The following is a 20,323-nucleotide window of genomic DNA, read 5'->3' on the forward strand; positions in this document are numbered from 1 at the left end:
TACGGACTCCGTCCGGCCCGCATGACGGCCGTACGCAGGGTGAATGCGGGCCCGGCACTCGCCGCTGCCCCGTCCTACGAGTACGATCCGGCCATCATGCGCACGATCTGGAAGGACGGACGTTGGGGCAGCTGACCGGCGGGGACCCCTCTCTGTTGCGGCGGATCAACTCCGCGGTGGTGCTGCACGCGCTGCGCGCCACGGACTTGGCGACGCTCACGGAGATCACCCGCGTGACCGGGCTCTCCCGGCCCACCGTCGAGGGGGTCGTCGAGGGGCTCATCGAGGCCGGGCTCGTGGTGGAGTCCGCGGCCGAGGACAGCGGCGCCCGGCGCCAGGGACGGCCCGCGCGGAAGTTCCGCTTCCGGGCGGAGGCGGGCCATCTGCTGGGCCTGGAGATCGGGCCGCACCGGGTGGCGGCCGTCCTGTCGGATCTGGACGGCAAGGTCCTCGGCACGGCGTCGAAGGACGTCTCCGAAGAGGCCCCGGCGGACGAGCGGCTCGAACGGCTGCGCACCACGGTCGCCGATCTGCTGCGCCGCGCGGGGATCGCCCGCAGCTCGCTGCGCGCGGTCGGGGTGGGCAGCCCCGGCATCCTGGAGGCGGACGGCACGGTGCGGCTGAGCACGGCGCTGCCCGAGTGGACGGGTCTCCAGCTCGGCGAGCGGCTGCGCCGTTCGTTCAAGTGCCCGGTGCTCGTGGAGAACGACGCCAACGCGGCGGCCGTCGCCGAGCACTGGAAGGGCGCGGCGACCGACATCGACGACGTGGTGTTCGTCCTCGCGGGTCTGAGCCCGGGGGCCGGGTCGCTGATCGGTGGTCGGCTGCACCGCGGGTACGGCGGCGCGGCGGGCGAGATCGGCGCGCTGCATCTGCTGGGCCGTGAGGTCACTCCGGAGACGCTGCTCTCCACCACGGGCGAGCCGCTGCACCCGCTGGACGAGCAGGCGGTCGCCGAGGTCTTCGCGCACGCACGGGAGGGCGACGAGCGGGCGCGGGAGGCCGTGGAGCGTTTCATCCAGCGCCTCGTGCACGACGTGGCGGCCCTGGTGCTGGCCCTCGATCCCGAACTGGTCGTCGTGGGCGGCTGGGCGGCGGGCCTGGACGGCGTGCTGGAACCGCTGCACCGGGAGCTGGCGCGCTACTGCCTGCGGCCGCCCCGCGTCGCGCTGTCGGTGCTGGGCGAGGCGGCGGTGGCGACGGGGGCGCTGCGCCTTGCGCTCGACCACGTCGAGGAGCAGCTGTTCGCCGTGGAGGGCACCGTCACCGCTCGCCGTTGAGGGACGCGCCATGCGGTGGGGAGCGTTGCCGCCGCTGTCCCGGCGGGAGCCCTTGAGGGCGCCGCCGGGAGGCGATCGTCAGGAAGCGTGGCGCTCCGGACCGTGGTGGATCTCCACGCCGACGGAGTCCCCGAAGGTGAGCCGGCAGGTGTCCGCGCGGTAGGTCGCCACGGAGACCGCGGCCGTGCGGCCCTCGGCGAAGAAGCGGGTCGTCACGACGAGGACCGGCGCTCCCGGGAGCCGGTCGAGCGCCTTGGCGTCGTCCGCGCGGGCCGAGCCGAGCTCGACGGCCCTGTCCTGCCCTTCGAGGCCGAGCCGGGCCAGTTCGCGCAGGACCACGCGCGCGCGGGCGGCGCCGGACGGGGCGTCCATGCCGGTCAGTTCGGCGACCGATGACGACGGGACGTACAGCAGTTCGGCGGCGACGGGCTGGCCCTGCGAGACACGGGTGCGGCGCACCGTGTGGACCTGCTCCTCGGGGAAGGTCTCCAGCATGCGGCCGACGGCCGCGGGCGGGACCGCCGGAACGCAGTCCGCGGGCTGCCAGGCGTCGCCGACCGCGCCCGGCCATGTGCCCTGCGCGGACCCGACGGCCACGCCCATCCGCGGCGGCGCCACGGTCGTACCGACTCCGCGGCGGCGCTGGAGCCGGCCTTCCAGTTCGAGCTGTTCGAGTGCCTGACGGAGCGTGGCGCGGGCGACGCCGAAGCGGGCGGCCAGTTCGCGCTCGTTCGGCAGGATCTCCCCCACGGCGAACTCGGAGTCGAGCGCCTCACTGAGCACGGTCTTGAGGTGCCAGTACTTCGGCTCCGGCACCGTGTCGAGCTGCGTGGTCCCCACCCTGTCCTCCGCAATCGCCGTTCAACAGCGGCGTTTTAGCGCCCTTGTTTATTAAAGGTTCCTGCACTATCCCTGCGACCATAGGCCCGCACCCACCCTTGGTCAAGACCAATCCTCGATCCGTTACAGCCCGCACAGGAGTGATGCCACAGAGCATTCACGCGGAGTTCGCACGGGGCCAAGCGGGCGTAACCGGCCACGCGGGCGTGCGGATGGGTCGAAATTCCTCAGAAAGAAGCCCCCACCGGTCGGCGGGGGCTTCTTTCTGAGGAGTTATGCGGTTTCGCTCGCCTTTTCTGTGCGGTACTACCGGGGGAGCGACACGAGCTTGTCCGGATTGCGGATGATGTAGATCTTCTGGATACGGCCGTCGACGACGTCCACCTGGAAGACGCTGTCGGGCCTGCCGTCGGCCAGCACGAGCAGGGACTCGACGCCGTTGAGTTCAAGGAACCGGAATTCCAGCTCGGCGCCGGGGGCGATGCCCTTGGCCGCGACGCCGTGCAGGAAGCGGCCCACCTTGTCGGCGGTCTCCAGGACGCGCAGCGGGGCCTTGGCCTTGCCGCCGCTGTCGCCGACCAGCCGGACGTCCGGGGCGAGCATGGACATCAGCCCTTCGAGGTCGCCTTCCGCCGCCGCGGCCAGGAACCGCTCGGTCAGGTCGCGGCGCTCGGCCGGGTCCACCTCGTAGCGGGGGCGGCCCGCCTCGACGTGCTTGCGGGCCCGTCCGGCGAGCTGGCGCACGGCGGACTCGCTGCGGTCCAGCGTGAGCGCGATCTCGGCGAACGGGAACCCGAACGCCTCCCGCAGCACGAAGACGGCGCGCTCCAGGGGCGAGAGGGACTCCAGGACGACGAGGACCGCCAGGGAGACGGACTCGGCGAGCACGGCCCGCTCGGCCGTGTCGGGGACGGTGGGGCCGAAGTCGGTGACGTAGGGCTCGGGGAGCCAGGGCCCCACGTACGCCTCGCGCCGGGACTGCACATGGCGCAGCCGGTCGATGGCGAGGCGTGTGGTGACGCGCACCAAATAGGCACGCGGCTCGCGCACTTGGCCGTGGTCTGCGGCGGACCAGCGCAGCCAGGCTTCCTGGACGACGTCCTCCGCGTCGGCCACCCGGCCGAGCATGCGGTAGGCGACACCCATCAGGACGGGGCGGTGCTGTTCGAAGAGGTCGGTCACGCTGTCGGTAGCCACCCCTCCATCCCAGCTCACGGGGCATCCGCTGTCCAGAAGGAAACGGTGCGGCGCACAGCACATGACCGGCCGGTCGGCACGGACAGGCGGTCAGCCTCTTGAAGTGCGGCCTACTGAGCGGTAATTGTTGCTGACAACGTGTCTAACGTATCTGAGGAACCGTCGTCCCGCGGCGGGGACAGGAGCAGTCATGGCCGCAGAGGTGTCCTTCAGCGTCGCGTCGCCCAGCGGCCCGCTCCCCGTGACGATCTCCTACGAACGCTCGGGCGCGGGCGAGCCGTTGCTCCTCCTGCACGGCATAGGCCACCACCGCCAGGCCTGGGACCCGGTGGTGGACATCCTGGCCGCCGAGCACGACGTGATCGCCGTCGACCTGCCGGGCTTCGGCGAGTCACCCGCGCTGCCGGACGGACTGACGTACGGCCTCTCGACGGTCGTGCCGGCGCTCGGCGCGATGTGTGACGCCCTGGAGATCGAGCGCCCCCACGTCGCGGGCAACTCCCTGGGCGGGCTGCTCGCCCTGGAGCTCGGCCGCGAGAAGCTCGTGCGCTCCGTCACCGCGCTGTCGCCCGGCGGCTTCTGGACGACTGCCGAGCGCAGGTACGCGTTCGGCACGCTGCTCGCGATGCGGCAGGGCGCGCGCCTGCTGCCGCTGCCGATGATCGAGCGGCTCTCCGGCACCGCGGCCGGGCGCGCGGCACTCACCAGCACCATCTACGCCCGCCCCGGGCGCCGTTCACCGGAGGCGGTCGTCGCCGAGACGCTCGCGCTGCGCCATGCCACGGGGTTCGGCGCGACGCTGGCGGCCGGGCGGGAGGTCCTCTTCCGCGACGATGTGACGGGCCTGCCGGTCACCGTCGCCTGGGGCACCCGGGACCGGCTGCTCCTGCGGCGCCAGGGAATCCGCGCCAAGCACACCATCCCCGGCGCGCGGCTCGTGCGGCTGCCCGGCTGCGGCCACGTCCCGATGAACGACGACCCGGCCCTGGTCGCCCGCGTCATCCTCGACACCTGCCGCTGAGGGGCGCCCGCGCAGCACACCGGAGCCCACCGCCACTCCGACACCGACGAGCGCGCTGCCGACGGCCTGGGCGGCGCCGTACGTGCCCGTGCCGACCAGGGGCGCCGTGCACGCCGCCGCGACCGGGATGAGGCCCGAGAAGAGCGTGGCGCGCTCGGCGCCGATGCGCTGGAGCCCCGTGTACCAGAGCACGAAGCCGACGACGGTGACGATCACCGCCTGCCACAACAGGGCGGCGCCTTCCGTACGGTCGGGCCACCGCACGAACCCACTGCCGTCCACCACGACGCCGAGGGCGGCCGACTCGACGGCGGCGAGCGCGCACACGGTGGCCGCGAGCAGCCTGGGACCGAGCGGACGCACCACGGGGACGGCGAGCACCGCGAAGCCGACCTCCCCCGCGAGCGCGCAGACCGAGAAGACGAGCCCCAGGCCGTCGGTGCGCCCCCATCCCTGCACGACGAAGGCGCCCACGGCGACGAGCAGCGCCCCGTGGATGACGGTGCGCTGAGGGGTACGCCGTTCAAGGAGCGGCACCAGGATGGCGACGACGACGGGCGCGCACCCTACGAAGACACCCGGTACGGCAGGTTCCGCCGACCGTTCAGCGGCCAGGATGGCCATGTTGAAGCCGACCATCCCCACGGCGGCCAGCAGCGCGAGGCGGCCCCACTGGCGCCGCGGCAGACGCCGAAGGGTGGCGGCCCCGCCCCTTCCCAGCCAGGGCAGCAGGAGCAGACAGGCCAGCCCGTAGCGGAGGAACTGGCCGCCGGCGTAGGGGTAGTCGCCGAGCAGGCTGTTGGCGGTGAAGGAGCCGCCGACGAGGAGACAGGCGAGGGCCGCGAGCAGCGCCCCGCGAGAGGAGTTCACGTTCATGCCCTGACGCTAGGAAGCCGGGCGGCCCCCATTAAGGTCCACTTCCAGGGCTGGTTCGGGGACCACTTCGCACGTGCGCGAACCGCTCCCCGCCTCTCGCTCCTTTCGCGTCCTCGACCGCTCTCCCCTGGAACCGCTCTCCCGAAGAGGTGCATCACGCTGACGTCACAAGGCCCGCAAGGGACCGCCGCCTGGGAGCTCCTCCTTCCGGCCGCCACCGCCCCCGCGCGCAGCCGGGGCCGCGACCTGCGGTCGGCCCTGCGGGAGGCCGTCAGAGCGGGCCGGCTCGTGCCCGGCACGCGGCTGCCCTCCAGCCGTGAACTGGCTGCCGATCTGGGCGTGTCGCGCGGCCTGATCACGGAGGCGTACGAACAGCTGACGGCGGAGGGCTATCTGCGCAGCGACCGGGGCTCGGGCACCTGGGTGGGCGGCGCGGCACGGGCCGCGGCGCCCGCGGTGCGCGATCGCGCGCCCCGCCCCGGGCACGCGCGCGTGGACTTCCTTCCCGGCGTCCCGGACCTCTCGCTGTTCCCCCGCGCCGCCTGGGCCGCCGCCCACCGTCAGGTCCTCGCCGAGCTGCCGCACCACATGCTGGGCTACCCCGATCCGCGCGGGCTGCCCCGGCTGCGTACGGTCCTCGCCGATCTGCTGGTGCGGCGGCGCGGCGTGGTCGCGGAGCCCGAACGCGTCGTCGTCTGCTCGGGCGTGGCGCAGGCCATGACGCTGCTGGCCCTGGTGCTCCGCGCGCGCGGGCGGACGGCGGTCGGCGTCGAGGCCCCGGGAAGCCCCGAGCACGAGACGCTGCTGGCCGCCGCGGGGATCACCCCGGTGGGCATCCCGGTGGATGACGAGGGCGTGGACCCAGGGGCGCTGCGGGAGCGGGGCGTACGCGCGGTCGTCACCACGCCCGCCCATCAGTTCCCCTCGGGGATCGGGTACTCGGCGAGGCGGCGCGCCGAGCTCCTGGAGTGGGCGCGGTCGGTGGACGGCCTCGTCATCGAGGACGACTACGACGGGGACTTCCGCTACGACCGCGCCCCCGTGGGGGCCTTGCAGGGGCTCGACCCGGAACACGTCGCCTACGCCGGTTCGGTGAGCAAGTCGCTCGCCCCCGGACTGCGCCTGGGCTGGCTGCTCGTACCGGACGGCCTCACCGAGGAGGTCGTCGAGCGCAAGCGCGTGATGGACCTGGGCAATCCGACGCTCGACCAGGCGCTTCTGGCCCGCTTCGTCGAACGCGGCGACTACGACCGGCAGTTGCGCCGCTGCCAGCGCGCCTACCGGGAGCGCAGGGACGCCCTGGTGTCGGCGCTGCGCGAGCACCTGCCGGGGGTGCGGGTCACCGGCATCGCGGCGGGCCTGCACGTCATCGCCCGGCTGCCCGGCCGCTGGGGGCCGCAGGACGTCTTCCTGGAGCGGGCCGCCGCGGCCGGGGTCGCGCTCCGGCCGCTGAGCGACTACGGGACGCCGGCCGGAAGCGGCGTGAGTCTCGTCCTCGGGTACGCGCACCTGACGCCCACCCGGATCACCGAAGGTGTCCGGTTGTTGGCCGAAGCCGTCCAAGGGGCGCGGGAGGTTCAGGCGTTGGACCACGCGCGCGTCGAGAGCACCAGGCGATAGCCGTCCGGGTCCTCGACCGTGACGCCCCATTCGTTCCAGTACGGGTTGGGGGAGAGGACCCGCTTGCCGCCGTGCTCCTCAAGGCGCGCCACCAGCGCTTCGGGGACCTCACCGTCGACGTAGACGACGAGGAGGTCCTCCTCGGTGGGCCGCGGCTGGACGGGAGCGGCGGCTTCATGCACGAGTTCGAGGTGCCAGGAGGCGTCCGGCCACCCCACCATGAGCAGATCGTGCTCCCCGGGTATGTCGCTGCCCTCGGACCGGTACACCACCCCCAGTCCGAGTCCGCCGACCCAGAAGCGCTCCGCCGCCGCCAGGTCGCGCGACGGGCGGGCGATACGGATGTGGCTCTGACCGCTGACAGGCATGTGGGCCCCCTTCTGTGCGGCACGCCCGTTCGCGTGCCCCTGGTTCAAGAGCGTAGCCGCCGTTGATCATTAAGCCATCGGTCATACGTCCTGGTGCGCGGGTCCCTGGTCCTCCGCCCGCAGACCTGCGACCTTCGGCCCAGGCCCTGGCGCGGGCCCGAGCAGCACCCGCACACTGGTCGCACCCGTCAACTGGAGGCGCATCCATGTCACCACGTCAGCCGAGCCCGTCCCCGCGTCGCCGCAGCGTGCTGCGCGGATCGCTCGCCGTACCGGCGGGGCTCGCCGTGTCCGCGCTCGCCGTGCCCGCGTCGGCCGGGGCGGCTCCCTCGTTCGCGCTGTCGGGGCGTCCCAAGGCCGGGTGGGGCGTGCAGGCGGGGGACGTGACCGCGCACGCGGGGCTCGTCTGGGTCCGCTCCGACCGGCCGGCCCGGATGATCGTGGAGACGTCGGCCACGGAGTCGTTCCGCGATCCGCGGCGCTGGCGAGGCCCGTTGCTCGGTGCGGACACGGACTTCACGGGGACGACCCGGCTGCGCGGGCTGCCCGCGGGCGAGCAGATCCACTACCGGGTGCTGCTCGCGGACCCCGACGATCCGCGGCGTACCGGAGAGCCGGTCACCGGCACGTTCCGGACGACGCCGAAGGGCCGCAAGGACGGGGTGCGCTTCCTGTGGTCGGGTGACATCGCGGGCCAGGGCTGGGGCATCAACCCGGACCGCGGCGGCTACCGCGTCTTCGAGGAGATGCGCCGCCGTGACCCCGACTTCTTCCTGTGCAGCGGCGACACCATCTACGCCGACGGGCCGATCCAGCCCAGCGTCACCCTCCCCGACGGCACGGTGTGGCGGAACGTCACGACGGAGGAGAAGTCCAAGGTCGCCGAGTCACTCAAGGAATTCCGCGGCGCGTTCCGCTACAACCTGCTCGACGAGAACCTGCGGCGGTTCAACGCCCAGGTCCCGTCCGTCGTGCAGTGGGACGACCACGAGGTGCGCAACAACTGGTACCCCGGGCAGATCCTGGACGACGCCCGCTACACGGAGAAGGACGTGGACGTCCTGGCGGGCCGCTCCTTGCGGGCGTTCAGCGAGTACTTCCCCGTGTCCACGCTGCCGCCCGGCGACGAAGGCGGGCGGGTGTACCGGGTGCTGCGGCACGGCCCGCTCCTGGACGTGTTCGTCCTGGACATGCGTTCGTACCGCAACGCCAACTCGCCGAACAGACAGCCCGAAGACGCCACCGGCATCCTCGGCGCCCGCCAGCTGGCCTGGCTGAAGCGGGAGCTGTCGCGCTCCCGGGCGGTGTGGAAGGTGATCGCGTCCGACATGCCGCTGGGCCTCGTCGTGCCCGACGGCAGGACGAACTTCGAGGCCGTGGCGCAGGGCGACCCGGGCGCCCCGCTGGGCCGCGAGCTGCAGATCGCCGAGTTGCTGCGGCACATCAAGCACCGGAAGATCACCGGCACGCTGTGGCTGACGGCCGACGTGCACTACACCTCGGCGCAGCACTACGACCCGTCGCGCGCGGCGTTCAAGGACTTCGCGCCGTTCTGGGAGTTCGTGTCCGGGCCGCTGGCCGCCGGAGGATTCCCCGCGACGAAGCTCGACGCGACGTTCGGACCGGAACAGACGTTCATCAAGGCGCCGAGCCGCGCGAACACCTCCCCGGCCGAGACGCCGCAGTACTTCGGTGAGGTCGACATCGACGGGGACAGCGGTGAGCTGACCGTGCGTCTGCGGCAGGAGGGCGGCGGCGTACTCTTCACGAAGGTCCTGCGGCCGGGCCGGGTGGGCCAGTAGTACGCCGAGTGGGTCAGCGGCACGCCGCGTGGGCCAGTAGCGCTGGGCAAAAGGCGCGAAGAGGGCAGATGACCTCTTAACCCATCAGTCACAAGGCGTTCGTGATCACGCAACACCGGTCCCGCACAGTGGCCGTATGAGAGCTGACATGCCTGACGTGACACGCACCAAGCACGGCCGCCCCGTCCACCACTGGCGGCGCGACGTGGTCGAGCTGGCCGCGCTGTTCACCGCCGTCGCGGTGGCGGACGCCGTGGCGAACATGATCGGGCACGGGCCCGGCGGGCCCGTCCTGCTCGTGGTCTCGGCCGTGGTGCTGCTCGCCACGGCCGGGTTCCACCTCTGGTGGGCACGGCGCCACAACCACGCACCGCCGCCGGCGGCGCACGATACCGGCGCCCGGCCGCCCGCCGTAGCGGAGCAGGCCGGGCCCACCGCCGCCGAGGATTCCTCGGGGCGTTCCGCCGAGCCGTCCGGTGGGTCGACGCTGTGGCGGATGCGTACGACCGTACGGGACGAGCCGGGCTCACTGGCCGCCCTGTGCGTGGCCCTCGCCGAGAGCCGGGTGGACATCCTGAGCCTCCAGGCGCACCCCCTGGCCGAGGGCACGGTCGACGAGTTCCTGCTGCGCGCCCCCGAGGCGCTCTCCGCCGCCGAGATCACCCGGTCGATCGCGCGGGCGGGCGGCTCGGGGACCTGGATCGAACGCGCCGACGCCCACGACCTGGTGGACGCCCCCACCCGCGTCCTGGGCCTGGCCACCCGTACCGCGCTCGACGCGGCGGAGCTGCCGCTGGCACTGCGGCAGCTTCTCGGCCGTTGCACCATCCGGTCGCTGCCCGCCGCGTCCCGGGCCGTGGGGCGCGAGGACAAGGCGGCGCACGAGGTTCCGGTCGACGGCGTGCTCGAAGGGACCGTGCTGCGCCTGAAGGGCCCGGAGGGCGAGGTGATCACCGTGGAGCGGCCGTATCTGCCGTTCACGCCCACGGAGTTCGCCCGCGCGCGTGCCCTGGTTGAGCTCGACACGCGGCTCGGTCCGCGCGTTCCGCGCGGCGAGGACGTGCTGACGCTGCCCGAGGGCGACGCCATCACCGTGCGCCGCGCCGGCACGGCCGACGTCGAGGCCGCCAAGGCCATGCACGACCGCTGCTCGCAGCGCACGCTGAGCATGCGCTACCACGGTCCGGTACGGGACGCCGACCGTTATCTGGGCCACCTGCTCAGCCCTCGGTTCGGCCGCACCCTCGCCGTACAGACCGCCTCCGGCCGCGTCGTCGGCATCGGCCATCTGCTCTGGGACGGCGACGAGACCGAGATCGCGCTGCTCGTCGAGGACGACTGGCAGCGGCGCGGCATCGGCGGCCAGCTGCTCGGCAGGCTCGTGGCGATGGCGGTCGAGGCGGGCTGCGAGAGTGTGTACGCGGTGACTCAGGCGTCCAACACGGGCATGGTCGCGGCGATGCGCGGGCTCGGCCTGCCGCTCGACTACCAGATCGAGGAGGGCACGCTGGTGATCACGGCCCGCCTCGACGCGACGACCGTCAGCGCGCGATCGCCGTACGACCGTGAGCAGGACGACCGTGAGCAGGACGCCCGTGTCGAGCGGCACCAGCGGGCGCACCGCTGACCGGACCGAGCGCCCTGTCCAGGTCGCGCCAGAGGTCCTCGACGTCCTCCAGCCCGCACGACATGCGCAGCAGCCGGTCGCTCACGCCGGACGAGTGCCGATCCGCCGCGTCCACGACGCGGTGGCTGATGGACGCCGGGTGCTGGATGAGCGAGTCGACGCTGCCGAGGCTGACCGCCGGGGTGATCAGCCGCACCCCCGCGGTCACCTCGTGCGGGTCGCCGCGCACCTCGAAGGCGACCATGGCGCCGCCGAGCCGCGGGTAGTGGACGCGGGCCACGCGCGGGTCCCCGGCGAGGCGCCGCGCCAGTTCGGCCGCGTTGCCGGACGCCGCCCGCACCCGGACCGGCAGCGTGGCGAGGCCGCGCAGCAGCAGATATCCGGCGAGCGGATGCAGCACCCCGCCGGTGGCGAACCGCACCTGGCGCAGCCGCCGCGCGAGCCCCTCGTCGCACGCCACCACCCCGCCGAGGACGTCCCCGTGCCCGCCCAGGTACTTCGTGGCGCTGTGCAGCACCAGACGGGCGCCGCTCTCCACGGGCCGCTGGAGCACGGGCGTCGCGAAGGTGTTGTCGGCGAGCAGCGGCACCTCGCCGCAGGAGTGGGCCACGGCGGCCAGGTCGAGTTCGGCGAGGGTGGGGTTGGCCGGTGACTCGACCATCACCAGGCCGGTGTCGGGGCGGATGGCGTCCGCGATGCCGGCCGGGTCCACCCACGTCACCTCGGTGCCGAGCAGGCCCGCCGTGAGCAGGTGGTCACTACAGCCGTACAGCGGCCGGACGGCCACCACGTGGCGCAGGCCCGCCGCGCCGCGTACGAGGAGGACCGCGGTCAGGGCGGCCATGCCGCTCGCGAACGCGACGGCGCTCTCGGTGCCTTCGAGGCGGGCGAGGGCGGTCTCGAAGCGGGCGACGGTCGGATTGCCGAGACGGGCGTAGACGGGCGGCCCGTCGTCGAGGGTCCCGTCGGCGGCGAAGGCGTCGATGCGGGCGGCCTCGGTCCGGCTGTCGTGGGAGGGGTACGTCGTCGAGAGGTCGATCGGCGGGGCGTGCAGGCCCAGTTCGGCCAGATCGTCGCGCCCGGCGTGCACGGCCTCGGTGGCGAGCGCACGCGGCGCCGGTGCCCCGTCTCCCCTGGTCTCGTCCGCCACCCGCGACCCGCCGAGCGGCGCCTCATGCATGACTGTCTCCGTGTTCGCGTCCATGCCCCACAGGCTGAACAACACCCGGGGCTTCGGCCGTGAATGCCGTGTTACGTTCGGCCAATGGCCGAATCTGTCGCACTCGACCCGGTGGACCTCCACATTCTGCGCCTGCTGCAGAACGACGCCCGGACCACCTACCGCGACCTCGCGGCGCAGGTCGGTGTCGCACCGTCCACGTGTCTGGACCGGGTGACGCGGCTGCGGCGCTCGGGGGTGATTCTCGGACAGCGGCTGCGGCTCGACCCGGCGAAGCTCGGGCGTGGCCTTCAAGCGCTGCTCTCGGTGCAGGTGCGGCCGCACCGCCGCGACCTCGTGGGCCCCTTCGTGGAACGGATCCGGGCGCTGCCGGAGTCGCTGTCCCTGTTCCATCTCACGGGCCCGGACGACTTTCTTGTGCATGTGGCGGTGGCCGGTCCGGCCGATCTGCAGCGGCTCGTCCTCGACGAGTTCACGGCGCGGCGCGAAGTGGCCCGCGTGGAGACGAGGTTGATCTTCCAGCAGTGGGAGTGCGGTCCGCTGCTGCCGCCCGAGGCCGCCGCCGACGGGACACCCGATGTCGACGGTGAATCATGGTGACGCGCACCGGCCCCTCGTACGAGGATGTCCGCATGTCAGCCACGAAGAACCCGCATCCGAACACCGGCCCCCTGCCCCGTGAGGTCGCCGACGCGTACGTCGACGAGCTCATCGCCCTCGATCCCCTCACCGGCACCTACCTCGGCGTGAAGGAGAGCAACAGCAGGCTCCCCGACACCTCGCCCGCGGGCCAGGAGGCGCTCGCCCGGCTGGCGCGGACGACCCTGGCGCGGCTCGACGAGGCGGAGCGCGGGCCCGGCGCGGACAGCGAGGTCGAGCGCCGCTGCGGCCGGCTGCTGCGGGAGCGGCTCACCGCGGAACTCGCCGTGCGCGACACCGGCGAATGGCTGCGCTGGGTCGGCAATCTGCACACGGTGCCGCATGAGGTGCGCGAGATCTTCACCGTGACGCCCATGGAGACCGAGGAGGACTGGTCGGCGATCGCCGAGCGGCTGCGGGCCGTGCCGGCCGCGTACGAGGGCTACCGCGCCTCCCTCGAACTCGGTCTGGAACGCAAGCTGTTCGCGGCGCCGCGCCCCACCGCCACGTTCATCGGGCAGCTCACCGAGTGGGCGGGCGAGGAGGGCGAGGAGCGTGAGGCGGGCGACGCGGGTCGCCGCGGCTGGTTCGAGGAGTTCGCCGCCTCGGGTCCGGACGCGCTCCGCGCCGACCTGGACGCCGCGGCGCGCGCCGCCACCGCCGCCGTCGTGGCGCTGCGCGACTGGATGCGGGACGTCTACGCGCCCGCGATCGAGGGCTCTCCCGACACCGTGGGCCGCGAGCGCTACGCCCTGCTTTCCCGCTACTTCAACGGCACCGACCTGGATCTCGACGAGGCGTACGCGTACGGCTGGTCGGAGTTCCACCGGCTGCTCGGGGAGATGCGGGCCGAGGCCGAGAAGATCGTGCCGGGCGCGGCCACGCCGTGGGTGGCACTCGCCCACCTCGATGAGCACGGGACACACATCGAGGGCGTGGAGGAGGTGCGGGTCTGGCTGCAGGAGCTGATGGACGAGGCGATCGAGGCGCTGGACGGCACACACTTCGAACTCGCCGAGCGCGTACGGAAGGTGGAGTCCCACATCGCCCCGCCCGGCGGCGCCGCGGCCCCCTACTACACGGGCCCCTCCGAGGACTTCTCCCGCCCCGGCCGCACCTGGCTGCCGACCATGGGCGAGACCCGCTTCCCCGTCTACGACCTCGTCTCCACCTGGTACCACGAGGGCGTGCCCGGCCATCACCTGCAGCTGGCCCAGTGGGCCCACGTCGCGGAGAACCTCTCCCGCTACCAGGCGACCGTCGGCATCGTCAGCGCCAACGCGGAGGGCTGGGCGCTGTACGCGGAGCGGCTCATGGACGAGCTGGGCTTCCTCACCGACCCGGAGCGCAGGCTCGGCTATCTGGACGCCCAGATGATGCGGGCGCTGCGGGTCATCGTCGACATCGGCATGCACCTGGAGCTGGAGATCCCGGCGGACTCCCCCTTCCACCCCGGTGAGCGCTGGACGCCGGACCTGGCCCAGGAGTTCTACGACGCGCACTGCAGCCGTCCGACGGAGTACGTGGCGAGCGAGATGACCCGCTACCTCACGATCCCCGGCCAGGCCATCGGCTACAAGCTGGGCGAGCGGGCCTGGCTCCTGGGCCGCGACAACGCGCGGCGCCGCCACGGGGACGCGTTCGACGCCAAGGCGTGGCACATGGCCGCGCTCTCCCAGGGCTCGCTGGGCCTGGACGACCTGGTGGACGAGCTGTCCGCACTGTGACGGGAGCGGCGGCGGGACGGGGCGGGCGCTCGCGCGTCTCCCGGCCCGCCGCCCGCTTACGTACGTACGTGCGTCCACTCACTGACGTACGCACGTGCGTCCACTCACCGACGTACGTACGTCACCTCATTGACGTACGTTCGCCTGCTCAGCGGCGGAAGCCGCCCTCCGAGTCGATGACCTGGCCGGTGATCCAGGCCGCCTCGTCGGTGGCGAGCCAGGCGATGAGCCGGGCCGGGTCGTCGGGCATCCCCCAGCGGCCCGCCGGGAACCGGGCCTCGACCTGCGCATAGGCCTCGCCCGTGAGGTAATCGGTGTCCACCGGGCCCGGGTTGACGCAGTTCACGGTGGTGGCGAGGTCGGCGAGACCGGTCGCGAGCGACCGGGTCACCGAGGCCAGCGCGCCCTTCTGGAGGCCGTACGCGATCTCCTGCGGCATGCCGCCCGCGATGTCCTGTCCCGACGTCATCATCACGACGCGCCCGCCGGGGGCCGGTGGCGCCGACCTCGCGCGCAGCCGGGCGTACGCCTGGACGAGGAGGATCACGGAGCGGGTGTCGACCGCCCAGTGCGCGTCGAGCATGGCGGCGTCGACGGCGTCGAGCGAGCCGTCGCTGCCGCTCAGCGCGTGGTTGGCGACGAGGATGTCGATCCGCCCGCCGAGCGCGTCGGCCGCCGAGTCGATCAACTCGGCCGGCGCGGAGGGCTCCGCCAGGTCGCCCGGCCCCGCGCGGACCGTCGCGTCCGGGTCGCCGAGCGCCTCACGCACTCCCTCGACGACGTCGTCCGGCTGGTCGGCGCCCCAGGGCATGGCGGCGTCGTGCGGGACGTGGTGGTGCAGATACACACCGGCTCCGTACGCGGCGAGGCGGCGCGCCACGGCATACCCGATGCCGCCGCGCCGGCTGGCCCCGGTGACGAGAGCGGTGCGGCCGCGCAACGGGAGCGGGTCGCGGCGCAGTCGGGCGGGAGAGGGAGGCGGAAGGTGTGGCATGGCAGTTCATGATGGGCGGTGGGGCCGTGATGTGCACGACGTTTTCGAGGGGCGAGTCGAATGTGAGCGCACAGGATGTACAGGACGCGCGGGCACAGGGCACGTACGACGCGCAGGACACGGCCAAGCAGCTGCGGGCGATCAGCGACGAGGTGTCGGACCGTTTCTACGAGCGCGGGCCGACGTGGTGCGCACCCTGATGGTGACGCTGCTGGCCGGGCAGCACTCGCTGGCGCTCGGCCCGCCCGGGACGGCGAAGTCCGAGATGGCCCGGGGCGAGTACCGCCAGGTCTACGACGGCCGCGCCACGGAGGCCGCCGAGGCCGTACGCGGGGAGGCCGCGCTGACGCGGGCGTGGGGAGTCGACTCCGGCGCATGGGAGCGGATGCCGTTCGACCAGCGCGCCCGGCTGGCGGAACGGCTGCGCACCAGCAGGCTCGCACAGTGGGCCGAACTGATCGGCCGCTTCCCCGGGAGGCGTGGACCGCCGACCGGCGCGCCGACATCGTGCTGATCAACGATGAGGAGTGCGGGGTCACGGAGGAGTGGATGCGCGGCTGCAACGAGGTCAAGCGCCTGCTGGGCTTCCGCCTCTTCGGCGTGGCCGTCGGCGCCCCGCGCGCAGCCGACGCCCACCTCGGCGCCCCGCGCGCAGCCGACGCCGACCTCTTCCGCGTGATCTGGCCCCGCGTCGACGAGGCGGCCCTCGCTCAGCAGCCGCAGTCGGCCGCGTCGACCGGGGCCGTCAGCGCGTCCGGGGTGCGCTGTTCGCGGCCCTCCCACGTCTCGAACCCGAAGCCCTCACGCGCCCAGTACTCGAAGCCGCCGAGCATCTCCTTGACCTGGAAGCCCAGTTGGGCGAGGGCGAGCGCCGCCCGGGTCGCGCCGTTGCAGCCGGGGCCCCAGCAGTAGGTGACCACCGGCACCGACTTGTCGAGCAGCGCCTCCGCCTGCTCGGGGATGAGCGCGGTGGGCAGGTGCAGCGCTCCCGGGATGTGCCCCTGGTCCCAGGACGCGGTGGAGCGGGTGTCGATGACGACGAAGCCGGGGTCGCCGTCGGCGGCGAGCACGGACGCCACGTCGGAGACATCGGCATGGAAGGCGAGGCTCGCACCGAAGTACGCGGCGGCCGCGGCCGGGGAGGCGGGCGGAATCCGCAGGACGGGATTCGCGACGGCGGCGACCGGGGCGGCGGGGACGGCGGAGGCGCCGTCGGAAGGGGCGCTGAGCTGCGCGTTCGTGTTGTTCATGGCAGAAAATCTACGGCTCGTGGCCGGAAGCCTGAAGCGGTGATCCCCGGCATCCCTCTTGATCAGCCGATGATTTCCCTGTTTCCTCTCGGGCATGACCGGTTATTCCACGGACGCCACCGACTGGCGCATCCTCGACGTCCTCCAGCGCGAGGGCCGCGCCAGCTATGCCGAACTGGCGCGCGCCGTCTCGATGTCCGCGAGCGCCGTCACCGAGCGCGTGCGGCGCCTGGAGGAGGCGGGCGTCATCCAGGGCTACGCGGCCGTGGTCGACCCGGATCGGCTGGGCCTGCCGATTCTCGCGTTCGTACGTCTGCGCTATCCGACGGGCAACTACAAACCGTTCCACGACCTGGTCGAGGCGACCCCGGAGATCCTGGAGGCGCACCATGTCACGGGCGACGACTGTTTCGTCATCAAGGTCGCCGCGCGTTCGATGAACCACCTGGAAGAGGTCTCGGGCCGCATCGGCGCGCTGGGTTCGGTGACGACGAGCGTCGTCTACTCCTCTCCCCTGCCGAGGCGCCCACTGGGACGCTGAGCACGCCCGGCCCCTTGAATGTGGCGGTCCTCGCCAACTCCGTCAAGGCTACTGAACGTTGACGTTGACCTGTGAGCCATGAGCCATGAGCCATGGCTCATGGCTCATGAGTCATCCGAGTGGGTGAGCCGTTTCCGGACTGTTGTGTTCCGCATGCCAGTGCCCCTGCCACGCCTGCACCGGCGGCCCCTTAGGACGCATGAACGACCCCTCAGTGCCCGGTGTGACGCCGGAGGACGGCGATGCGACCATCCAATGACTCAAAGTACCCGTACAGATACGTGGTGTCACGCGAAGAGGTGTGGCGCAAGCGGAACACGGTGATCCTCGCAACACGGCCGGCGTCAACTCCGGTGCGCCGGCCCCCTCCCACCGACGAGGAGCAGCCATGAGCACACCCGCGCAGAACTCCTTCCGTATCACCAGCGCCCCGAACATCACCTACGCGAAGTGGGACGCCGAACGCTTCGAGACCACCAGCACCAGTTGGACCGACGTCCCGGGCGCATCGATCGACCTGCGCCTGGGACAGGGAGCGCCCTCCTACGGCGCGATCTTCGTGGCCACCTTCTCCGCGGAGGCCCTCTCCTCCGACCAGGGCGGCAACGGGCAGGGCGTGCTGAACGCGACCGTCTTCTTCGGCGACCAGCAGGCCGAGCCGCTCAGCAACAACCACCGCTACATCACCGCCCGCGGCAACCCGGAGTGGTCCAGCCACACACTCCTCCGTGTGGCCCGCTTCGAACCCGAGTTCGCCGAACGGTACGTCAACGCCCAAGTGAGGCTCCGCGTGAGTGAAGCGGACATGGGCGGCGTGCAGAACTGGGTGCTGAAGGTAGAGCGCTACAACCTCTGACCGCAACCGCTCTGACCAGACAAGGCCTAGGCAAGACCTAGGCAAGACCCAGGCAGGACAGGGCACAAAAGAGTCCCCGTTGAGTGATCACTCCGGGGGCTCTTCGTCGTGGCGCCCACCGCCCCGGCAGGCCGGCGGCTTGCTCATGCGATCATGCGAACGGCTCTCGATGGACCGGACCAGGCATCGAGCAAGGCGAGCTGGAACGGGAGTGCGGTGTGAGTGGTGCTGGGGGGCAGGACAGGTCGTCCGCGTCCGAAGAGGAGTGGGAGCGGTTCCTCCGTGAATCGGTCACGGGTGCGGCCGGGGCTCCCGTGGAGCCGTCGGCGCGTGCCCGTGAGGTGGCGCGGCGGCTGCGGGAACGCCCCGGGCAGCCGGAGGGCTGGCGTGCGTATTCACCCGCCCCGCCCCGGCGCAGGACAGGCTGGTACGTGACCGGCCTGGTGGCGGCCGTGGCCCTCCTGGTCGTGGGGCTCTTCCCGCAGCAGGTCGCCGGCTGGTTCGGGGGCAACGACGGTGGCAACGACGGCGGGCAGGACGGGGCGCCGCTGGCCGCCGAGTCGGAGAGCCCGCGGGAGGCGCCCGGCGCTGAGCCGGGTCTGCGCCCTACCCTCGCCGCCCCCTTCCGGGGTTCGCCTGCCGCCCGCTGGGCCGACGGAGCGGCAGGGATCACGGTGCCACCGGCCAAGGCGACCGGCTGGATGGACGCCGCCCAGGTCGAGCGGGCACTGCGGCAGAGCCGGGACTTCCTGGTGGCCGCGGGGCTCGACTCCCGCGTGCTGCGCGGCAAGCGGCCCACGAAGGCGATCGCGCTGCTGAATCCGCACCAGAAGGACGTCCAGGAGTATCTGCGTACCGCCCTGTCGTCGACGGCGCCCACCGACAAGACCGACCCGCTGCTGCTGTTCAGCCGCTTCCGGCCGGCGCAGACCCGGCTGGTCGGTGACGTGGTCAAGACGCGCGGTCGGCTCACGTACCGGGAGGGGAAACGGGGGGCGGTCGAAGTGACGGCGGACGTCACCTTCGTATACCCGGTCACCTCGGCCGGCGACAGCGGGCGGGACGCCGAGGTCGTCCGTACGATCGTGCGGCGCGAGGTGGTGATGAGCTGGGACGACCCGGCCGAGGTCATCACCGAACCGGGCACGATGTCCCTCGTCTCGTACACGCTCGACATGACCAACGGCGGCTGCTCCGCCCCGACCGGCTACTTCGTGCCGCCCTTCGACACGGCCGACAAGCGGCCCGCCGACGAGGCCCACCAGGTAGATCCGTACGACCGCAGCAAGCCGCTCGACACGAGCAACGGCGCGACGACCACGGGCAACGACTGCGCGACCGCCACCCGCTCCTAGAGCCTGCACCTGCTGCGCGCCATCGCCACGGCTCGCAGGGCTCATGAAAGCGGGCGGCCGTCGCAGCGGCGCCGTCCACGTACCGGTCACCACACCGTCCGCCGCTGTTCATGAGCCGCCGGGCAACTCCGTTCCCGGGCCTCTTGTCTAACCGGGTGACCAGAAGCACCACTGCACACGCACACCCTGAAGGGTCACTTCCGCATGCGCATTCACCGGAACATCGCAGCCACTGCCGCCCTTGCCCTGGCTCTCGGCACGGCCGGCTTAACGGCGTCGACCGCCCAGGCCGCCCCGTCCGCCGCTCTGGCCACGGCCTCCGTCGTCGTCGCGGACGGCGAGCTCTGGTACAAGGCGGCACCCGGCCAGCAGAACAAGGTGACAGTCGACGAAGAGATCGACAATCGCGGCGAGCACGACTCCTACTACGTCCTCACCTTCCACGACCGGTACGACATCGCCATCTCCGCCGACGCGGCGGAGTGGGACGAGTGCGTGTACCCCGAGGAGGGTGACCGCACCGCCGTGCGGTGCGCGGTCAAGATCCCGGAGAACTCGGACGACTCCGACAGCTACGACATCGACCTCGGCGACCAGAACGACACCGCGACCCTCGCGCCGGACAGCCAGGCATGGGCGGGGATCTACGGCGGCACGGGCAACGATGTCATCAAGGCGTCGGAGTCCGCGCTCCTGCACGGCGGCGACGGCGACGACCGCCTCGACGGCGGCGGCGGCCCGTTCGGCTTCGGCCCGTGGGGGGACGCCGGGAACGACACCCTCACCCAGTGCAGCCAGGACTGCTTCGGCGGTCCCGGCAACGACTCCCTGACCGGCACCGGCGAGGAGAACACCCTGCACGGCGAGGACGGCAACGACGTCCTGCGCGGCAAGGGCGGCGCCGACGTCCTCTACGGCGGCAAGGGCAACGACAAGCTGTACGGCGAGGACGGCAACGACACGCTGTGGGGCAACAGCGGTGACGACGTTCTGTGGGGCGGCACAGGCACCGACAAGCTCTCCGGCGGCCCGGGCCGCAACGAACTCCACCAGGACTGAACAGCCCCCCCCCCCCCCAAACGAGGTTGGGGCCGAGGGAGGGGAACAAGAGGCCGCAATCAAGCCGGCCGGGGCGGGACCGCGACACAGG

17 protein-coding genes and 2 pseudogenes are annotated in these 20,323 nt (G+C 72.4%); 12 read left to right on the forward strand and 7 right to left on the reverse strand.

The window, feature by feature from the left end; genetic code table 11:
* Positions 1–122: 122 nt before the first annotated feature.
* Complete coding sequence (locus tag ACWDZ7_RS32290) at positions 123–1,280, forward strand: ROK family transcriptional regulator (protein ID WP_451801921.1); 1,158 nt, start codon at positions 123–125, stop codon at positions 1,278–1,280.
* Between the two features lie 78 nt (positions 1,281–1,358).
* Here ACWDZ7_RS32290 and ACWDZ7_RS32295 read toward each other — a convergent pair whose 3' ends face one another.
* Together ACWDZ7_RS32295 and ACWDZ7_RS32300 are read right to left on the reverse strand one after the other, a co-directional pair.
* Positions 1,359–2,120 (reverse strand): GntR family transcriptional regulator, encoded by a 762-nt coding sequence (locus ACWDZ7_RS32295; RefSeq protein ID WP_451801923.1) that lies wholly within the window; start codon positions 2,118–2,120, stop codon positions 1,359–1,361.
* A gap of 306 nt (positions 2,121–2,426) precedes the next feature.
* A complete protein-coding gene (locus ACWDZ7_RS32300) occupies positions 2,427–3,317 on the reverse strand; it encodes an RNA polymerase sigma-70 factor (RefSeq protein WP_451801924.1) in 891 nt (296 codons plus the stop codon).
* 190 nt (positions 3,318–3,507) lie between these two features.
* Here ACWDZ7_RS32300 and ACWDZ7_RS32305 point away from each other — a divergent pair, with 190 nt between their 5' ends.
* The gene (locus tag ACWDZ7_RS32305; RefSeq protein WP_451801926.1) at positions 3,508–4,338 is read left to right on the forward strand and encodes an alpha/beta fold hydrolase; all 831 of its coding nucleotides are present in this window, start codon (positions 3,508–3,510) and stop codon (positions 4,336–4,338) included.
* Positions 4,339–4,425: 87 nt separating this feature from the next.
* Here the strand turns inward: ACWDZ7_RS32305 and ACWDZ7_RS32310 are convergent.
* Positions 4,426–5,214 (reverse strand): annotated as a pseudogene (locus ACWDZ7_RS32310) (DMT family transporter); the annotation flags it as partial.
* Positions 5,215–5,367: 153 nt separating this feature from the next.
* Between ACWDZ7_RS32310 and pdxR the strand changes: the two are divergent.
* Positions 5,368–6,834 carry a MocR-like pyridoxine biosynthesis transcription factor PdxR gene (pdxR, locus tag ACWDZ7_RS32315; RefSeq protein ID WP_451801943.1) on the forward strand — a complete coding sequence of 489 codons (1,467 nt, stop codon included), beginning with the start codon at positions 5,368–5,370 and terminating at the stop codon, positions 6,832–6,834.
* Here the strand turns inward: pdxR and ACWDZ7_RS32320 are convergent.
* Complete coding sequence (locus ACWDZ7_RS32320; RefSeq protein ID WP_451514773.1) at positions 6,792–7,202, reverse strand: VOC family protein; 411 nt, start codon at positions 7,200–7,202, stop codon at positions 6,792–6,794. The genes pdxR and ACWDZ7_RS32320 overlap by 43 nt on opposite strands.
* Positions 7,203–7,408: 206 nt before the next feature.
* On the opposite strand from ACWDZ7_RS32320, the gene ACWDZ7_RS32325 reads away from it, so the two are divergent.
* On the forward strand, positions 7,409–9,004 hold the full coding sequence (locus ACWDZ7_RS32325) for an alkaline phosphatase D family protein (RefSeq protein WP_451801927.1): 1,596 nt from the start codon (positions 7,409–7,411) through the stop codon (positions 9,002–9,004).
* A gap of 148 nt (positions 9,005–9,152) precedes the next feature.
* Positions 9,153–10,631: a GNAT family N-acetyltransferase gene (locus ACWDZ7_RS32330; RefSeq protein ID WP_451801928.1), complete on the forward strand. Its 1,479-nt coding sequence runs from the start codon at positions 9,153–9,155 to the stop codon at positions 10,629–10,631.
* Here ACWDZ7_RS32330 and ACWDZ7_RS32335 read toward each other — a convergent pair.
* Positions 10,546–11,811 (reverse strand): trans-sulfuration enzyme family protein, encoded by a 1,266-nt coding sequence (locus tag ACWDZ7_RS32335; protein WP_451801945.1) that lies wholly within the window; start codon positions 11,809–11,811, stop codon positions 10,546–10,548. The two genes, ACWDZ7_RS32330 and ACWDZ7_RS32335, sit on opposite strands and share 86 nt — an antisense overlap.
* Before the next feature lie 84 nt (positions 11,812–11,895).
* Between ACWDZ7_RS32335 and ACWDZ7_RS32340 the strand changes: the two genes are divergently transcribed.
* Both ACWDZ7_RS32340 and ACWDZ7_RS32345 read left to right on the forward strand, forming a co-directional pair.
* Positions 11,896–12,411, forward strand: coding sequence for an Lrp/AsnC family transcriptional regulator (locus ACWDZ7_RS32340; protein WP_451801929.1), 516 nt, complete (start codon positions 11,896–11,898; stop codon positions 12,409–12,411).
* Positions 12,412–12,443: 32 nt separating this feature from the next.
* Positions 12,444–14,177, forward strand: coding sequence for a DUF885 domain-containing protein (locus ACWDZ7_RS32345; protein ID WP_451801930.1), 1,734 nt, complete (start codon positions 12,444–12,446; stop codon positions 14,175–14,177).
* Positions 14,178–14,325: 148 nt separating this feature from the next.
* On the opposite strand, the gene ACWDZ7_RS32350 is transcribed toward ACWDZ7_RS32345, so the two are convergent.
* On the reverse strand, positions 14,326–15,171 hold the full coding sequence (locus ACWDZ7_RS32350; RefSeq protein ID WP_451801931.1) for an SDR family oxidoreductase: 846 nt from the start codon (positions 15,169–15,171) through the stop codon (positions 14,326–14,328).
* 29 nt (positions 15,172–15,200) lie between these two features.
* On the opposite strand from ACWDZ7_RS32350, the pseudogene ACWDZ7_RS32355 reads away from it, so the two are divergent.
* Positions 15,201–15,487 (forward strand): annotated as a pseudogene (locus ACWDZ7_RS32355) (hypothetical protein); the annotation flags it as partial.
* A 394-nt stretch (positions 15,488–15,881) separates the two neighbouring features.
* Here the strand turns inward: ACWDZ7_RS32355 and ACWDZ7_RS32360 are convergent.
* Positions 15,882–16,421 (reverse strand): rhodanese-like domain-containing protein, encoded by a 540-nt coding sequence (locus tag ACWDZ7_RS32360; protein ID WP_451801932.1) that lies wholly within the window; start codon positions 16,419–16,421, stop codon positions 15,882–15,884.
* Between the two features lie 94 nt (positions 16,422–16,515).
* Here ACWDZ7_RS32360 and ACWDZ7_RS32365 point away from each other — a divergent pair, with 94 nt between their 5' ends.
* From ACWDZ7_RS32365 to ACWDZ7_RS32380, 4 genes are all read left to right on the forward strand, one after another.
* Complete coding sequence (locus ACWDZ7_RS32365; RefSeq protein ID WP_451514780.1) at positions 16,516–16,962, forward strand: Lrp/AsnC family transcriptional regulator; 447 nt, start codon at positions 16,516–16,518, stop codon at positions 16,960–16,962.
* Positions 16,963–17,350: 388 nt separating this feature from the next.
* Positions 17,351–17,818, forward strand: a complete 468-nt coding sequence (locus tag ACWDZ7_RS32370) for a hypothetical protein (RefSeq protein WP_451801934.1) — start codon at positions 17,351–17,353, stop codon at positions 17,816–17,818.
* Between the two features lie 218 nt (positions 17,819–18,036).
* Positions 18,037–19,173: a hypothetical protein gene (locus ACWDZ7_RS32375; protein WP_451801936.1), complete on the forward strand. Its 1,137-nt coding sequence runs from the start codon at positions 18,037–18,039 to the stop codon at positions 19,171–19,173.
* Positions 19,174–19,377: 204 nt separating this feature from the next.
* Positions 19,378–20,232: a calcium-binding protein gene (locus tag ACWDZ7_RS32380; RefSeq protein WP_451801938.1), complete on the forward strand. Its 855-nt coding sequence runs from the start codon at positions 19,378–19,380 to the stop codon at positions 20,230–20,232.
* The last annotated feature ends 91 nt before the right edge of the window (positions 20,233–20,323 follow it).

The organism is Streptomyces sp. NPDC003032 (genome assembly GCF_053591415.1).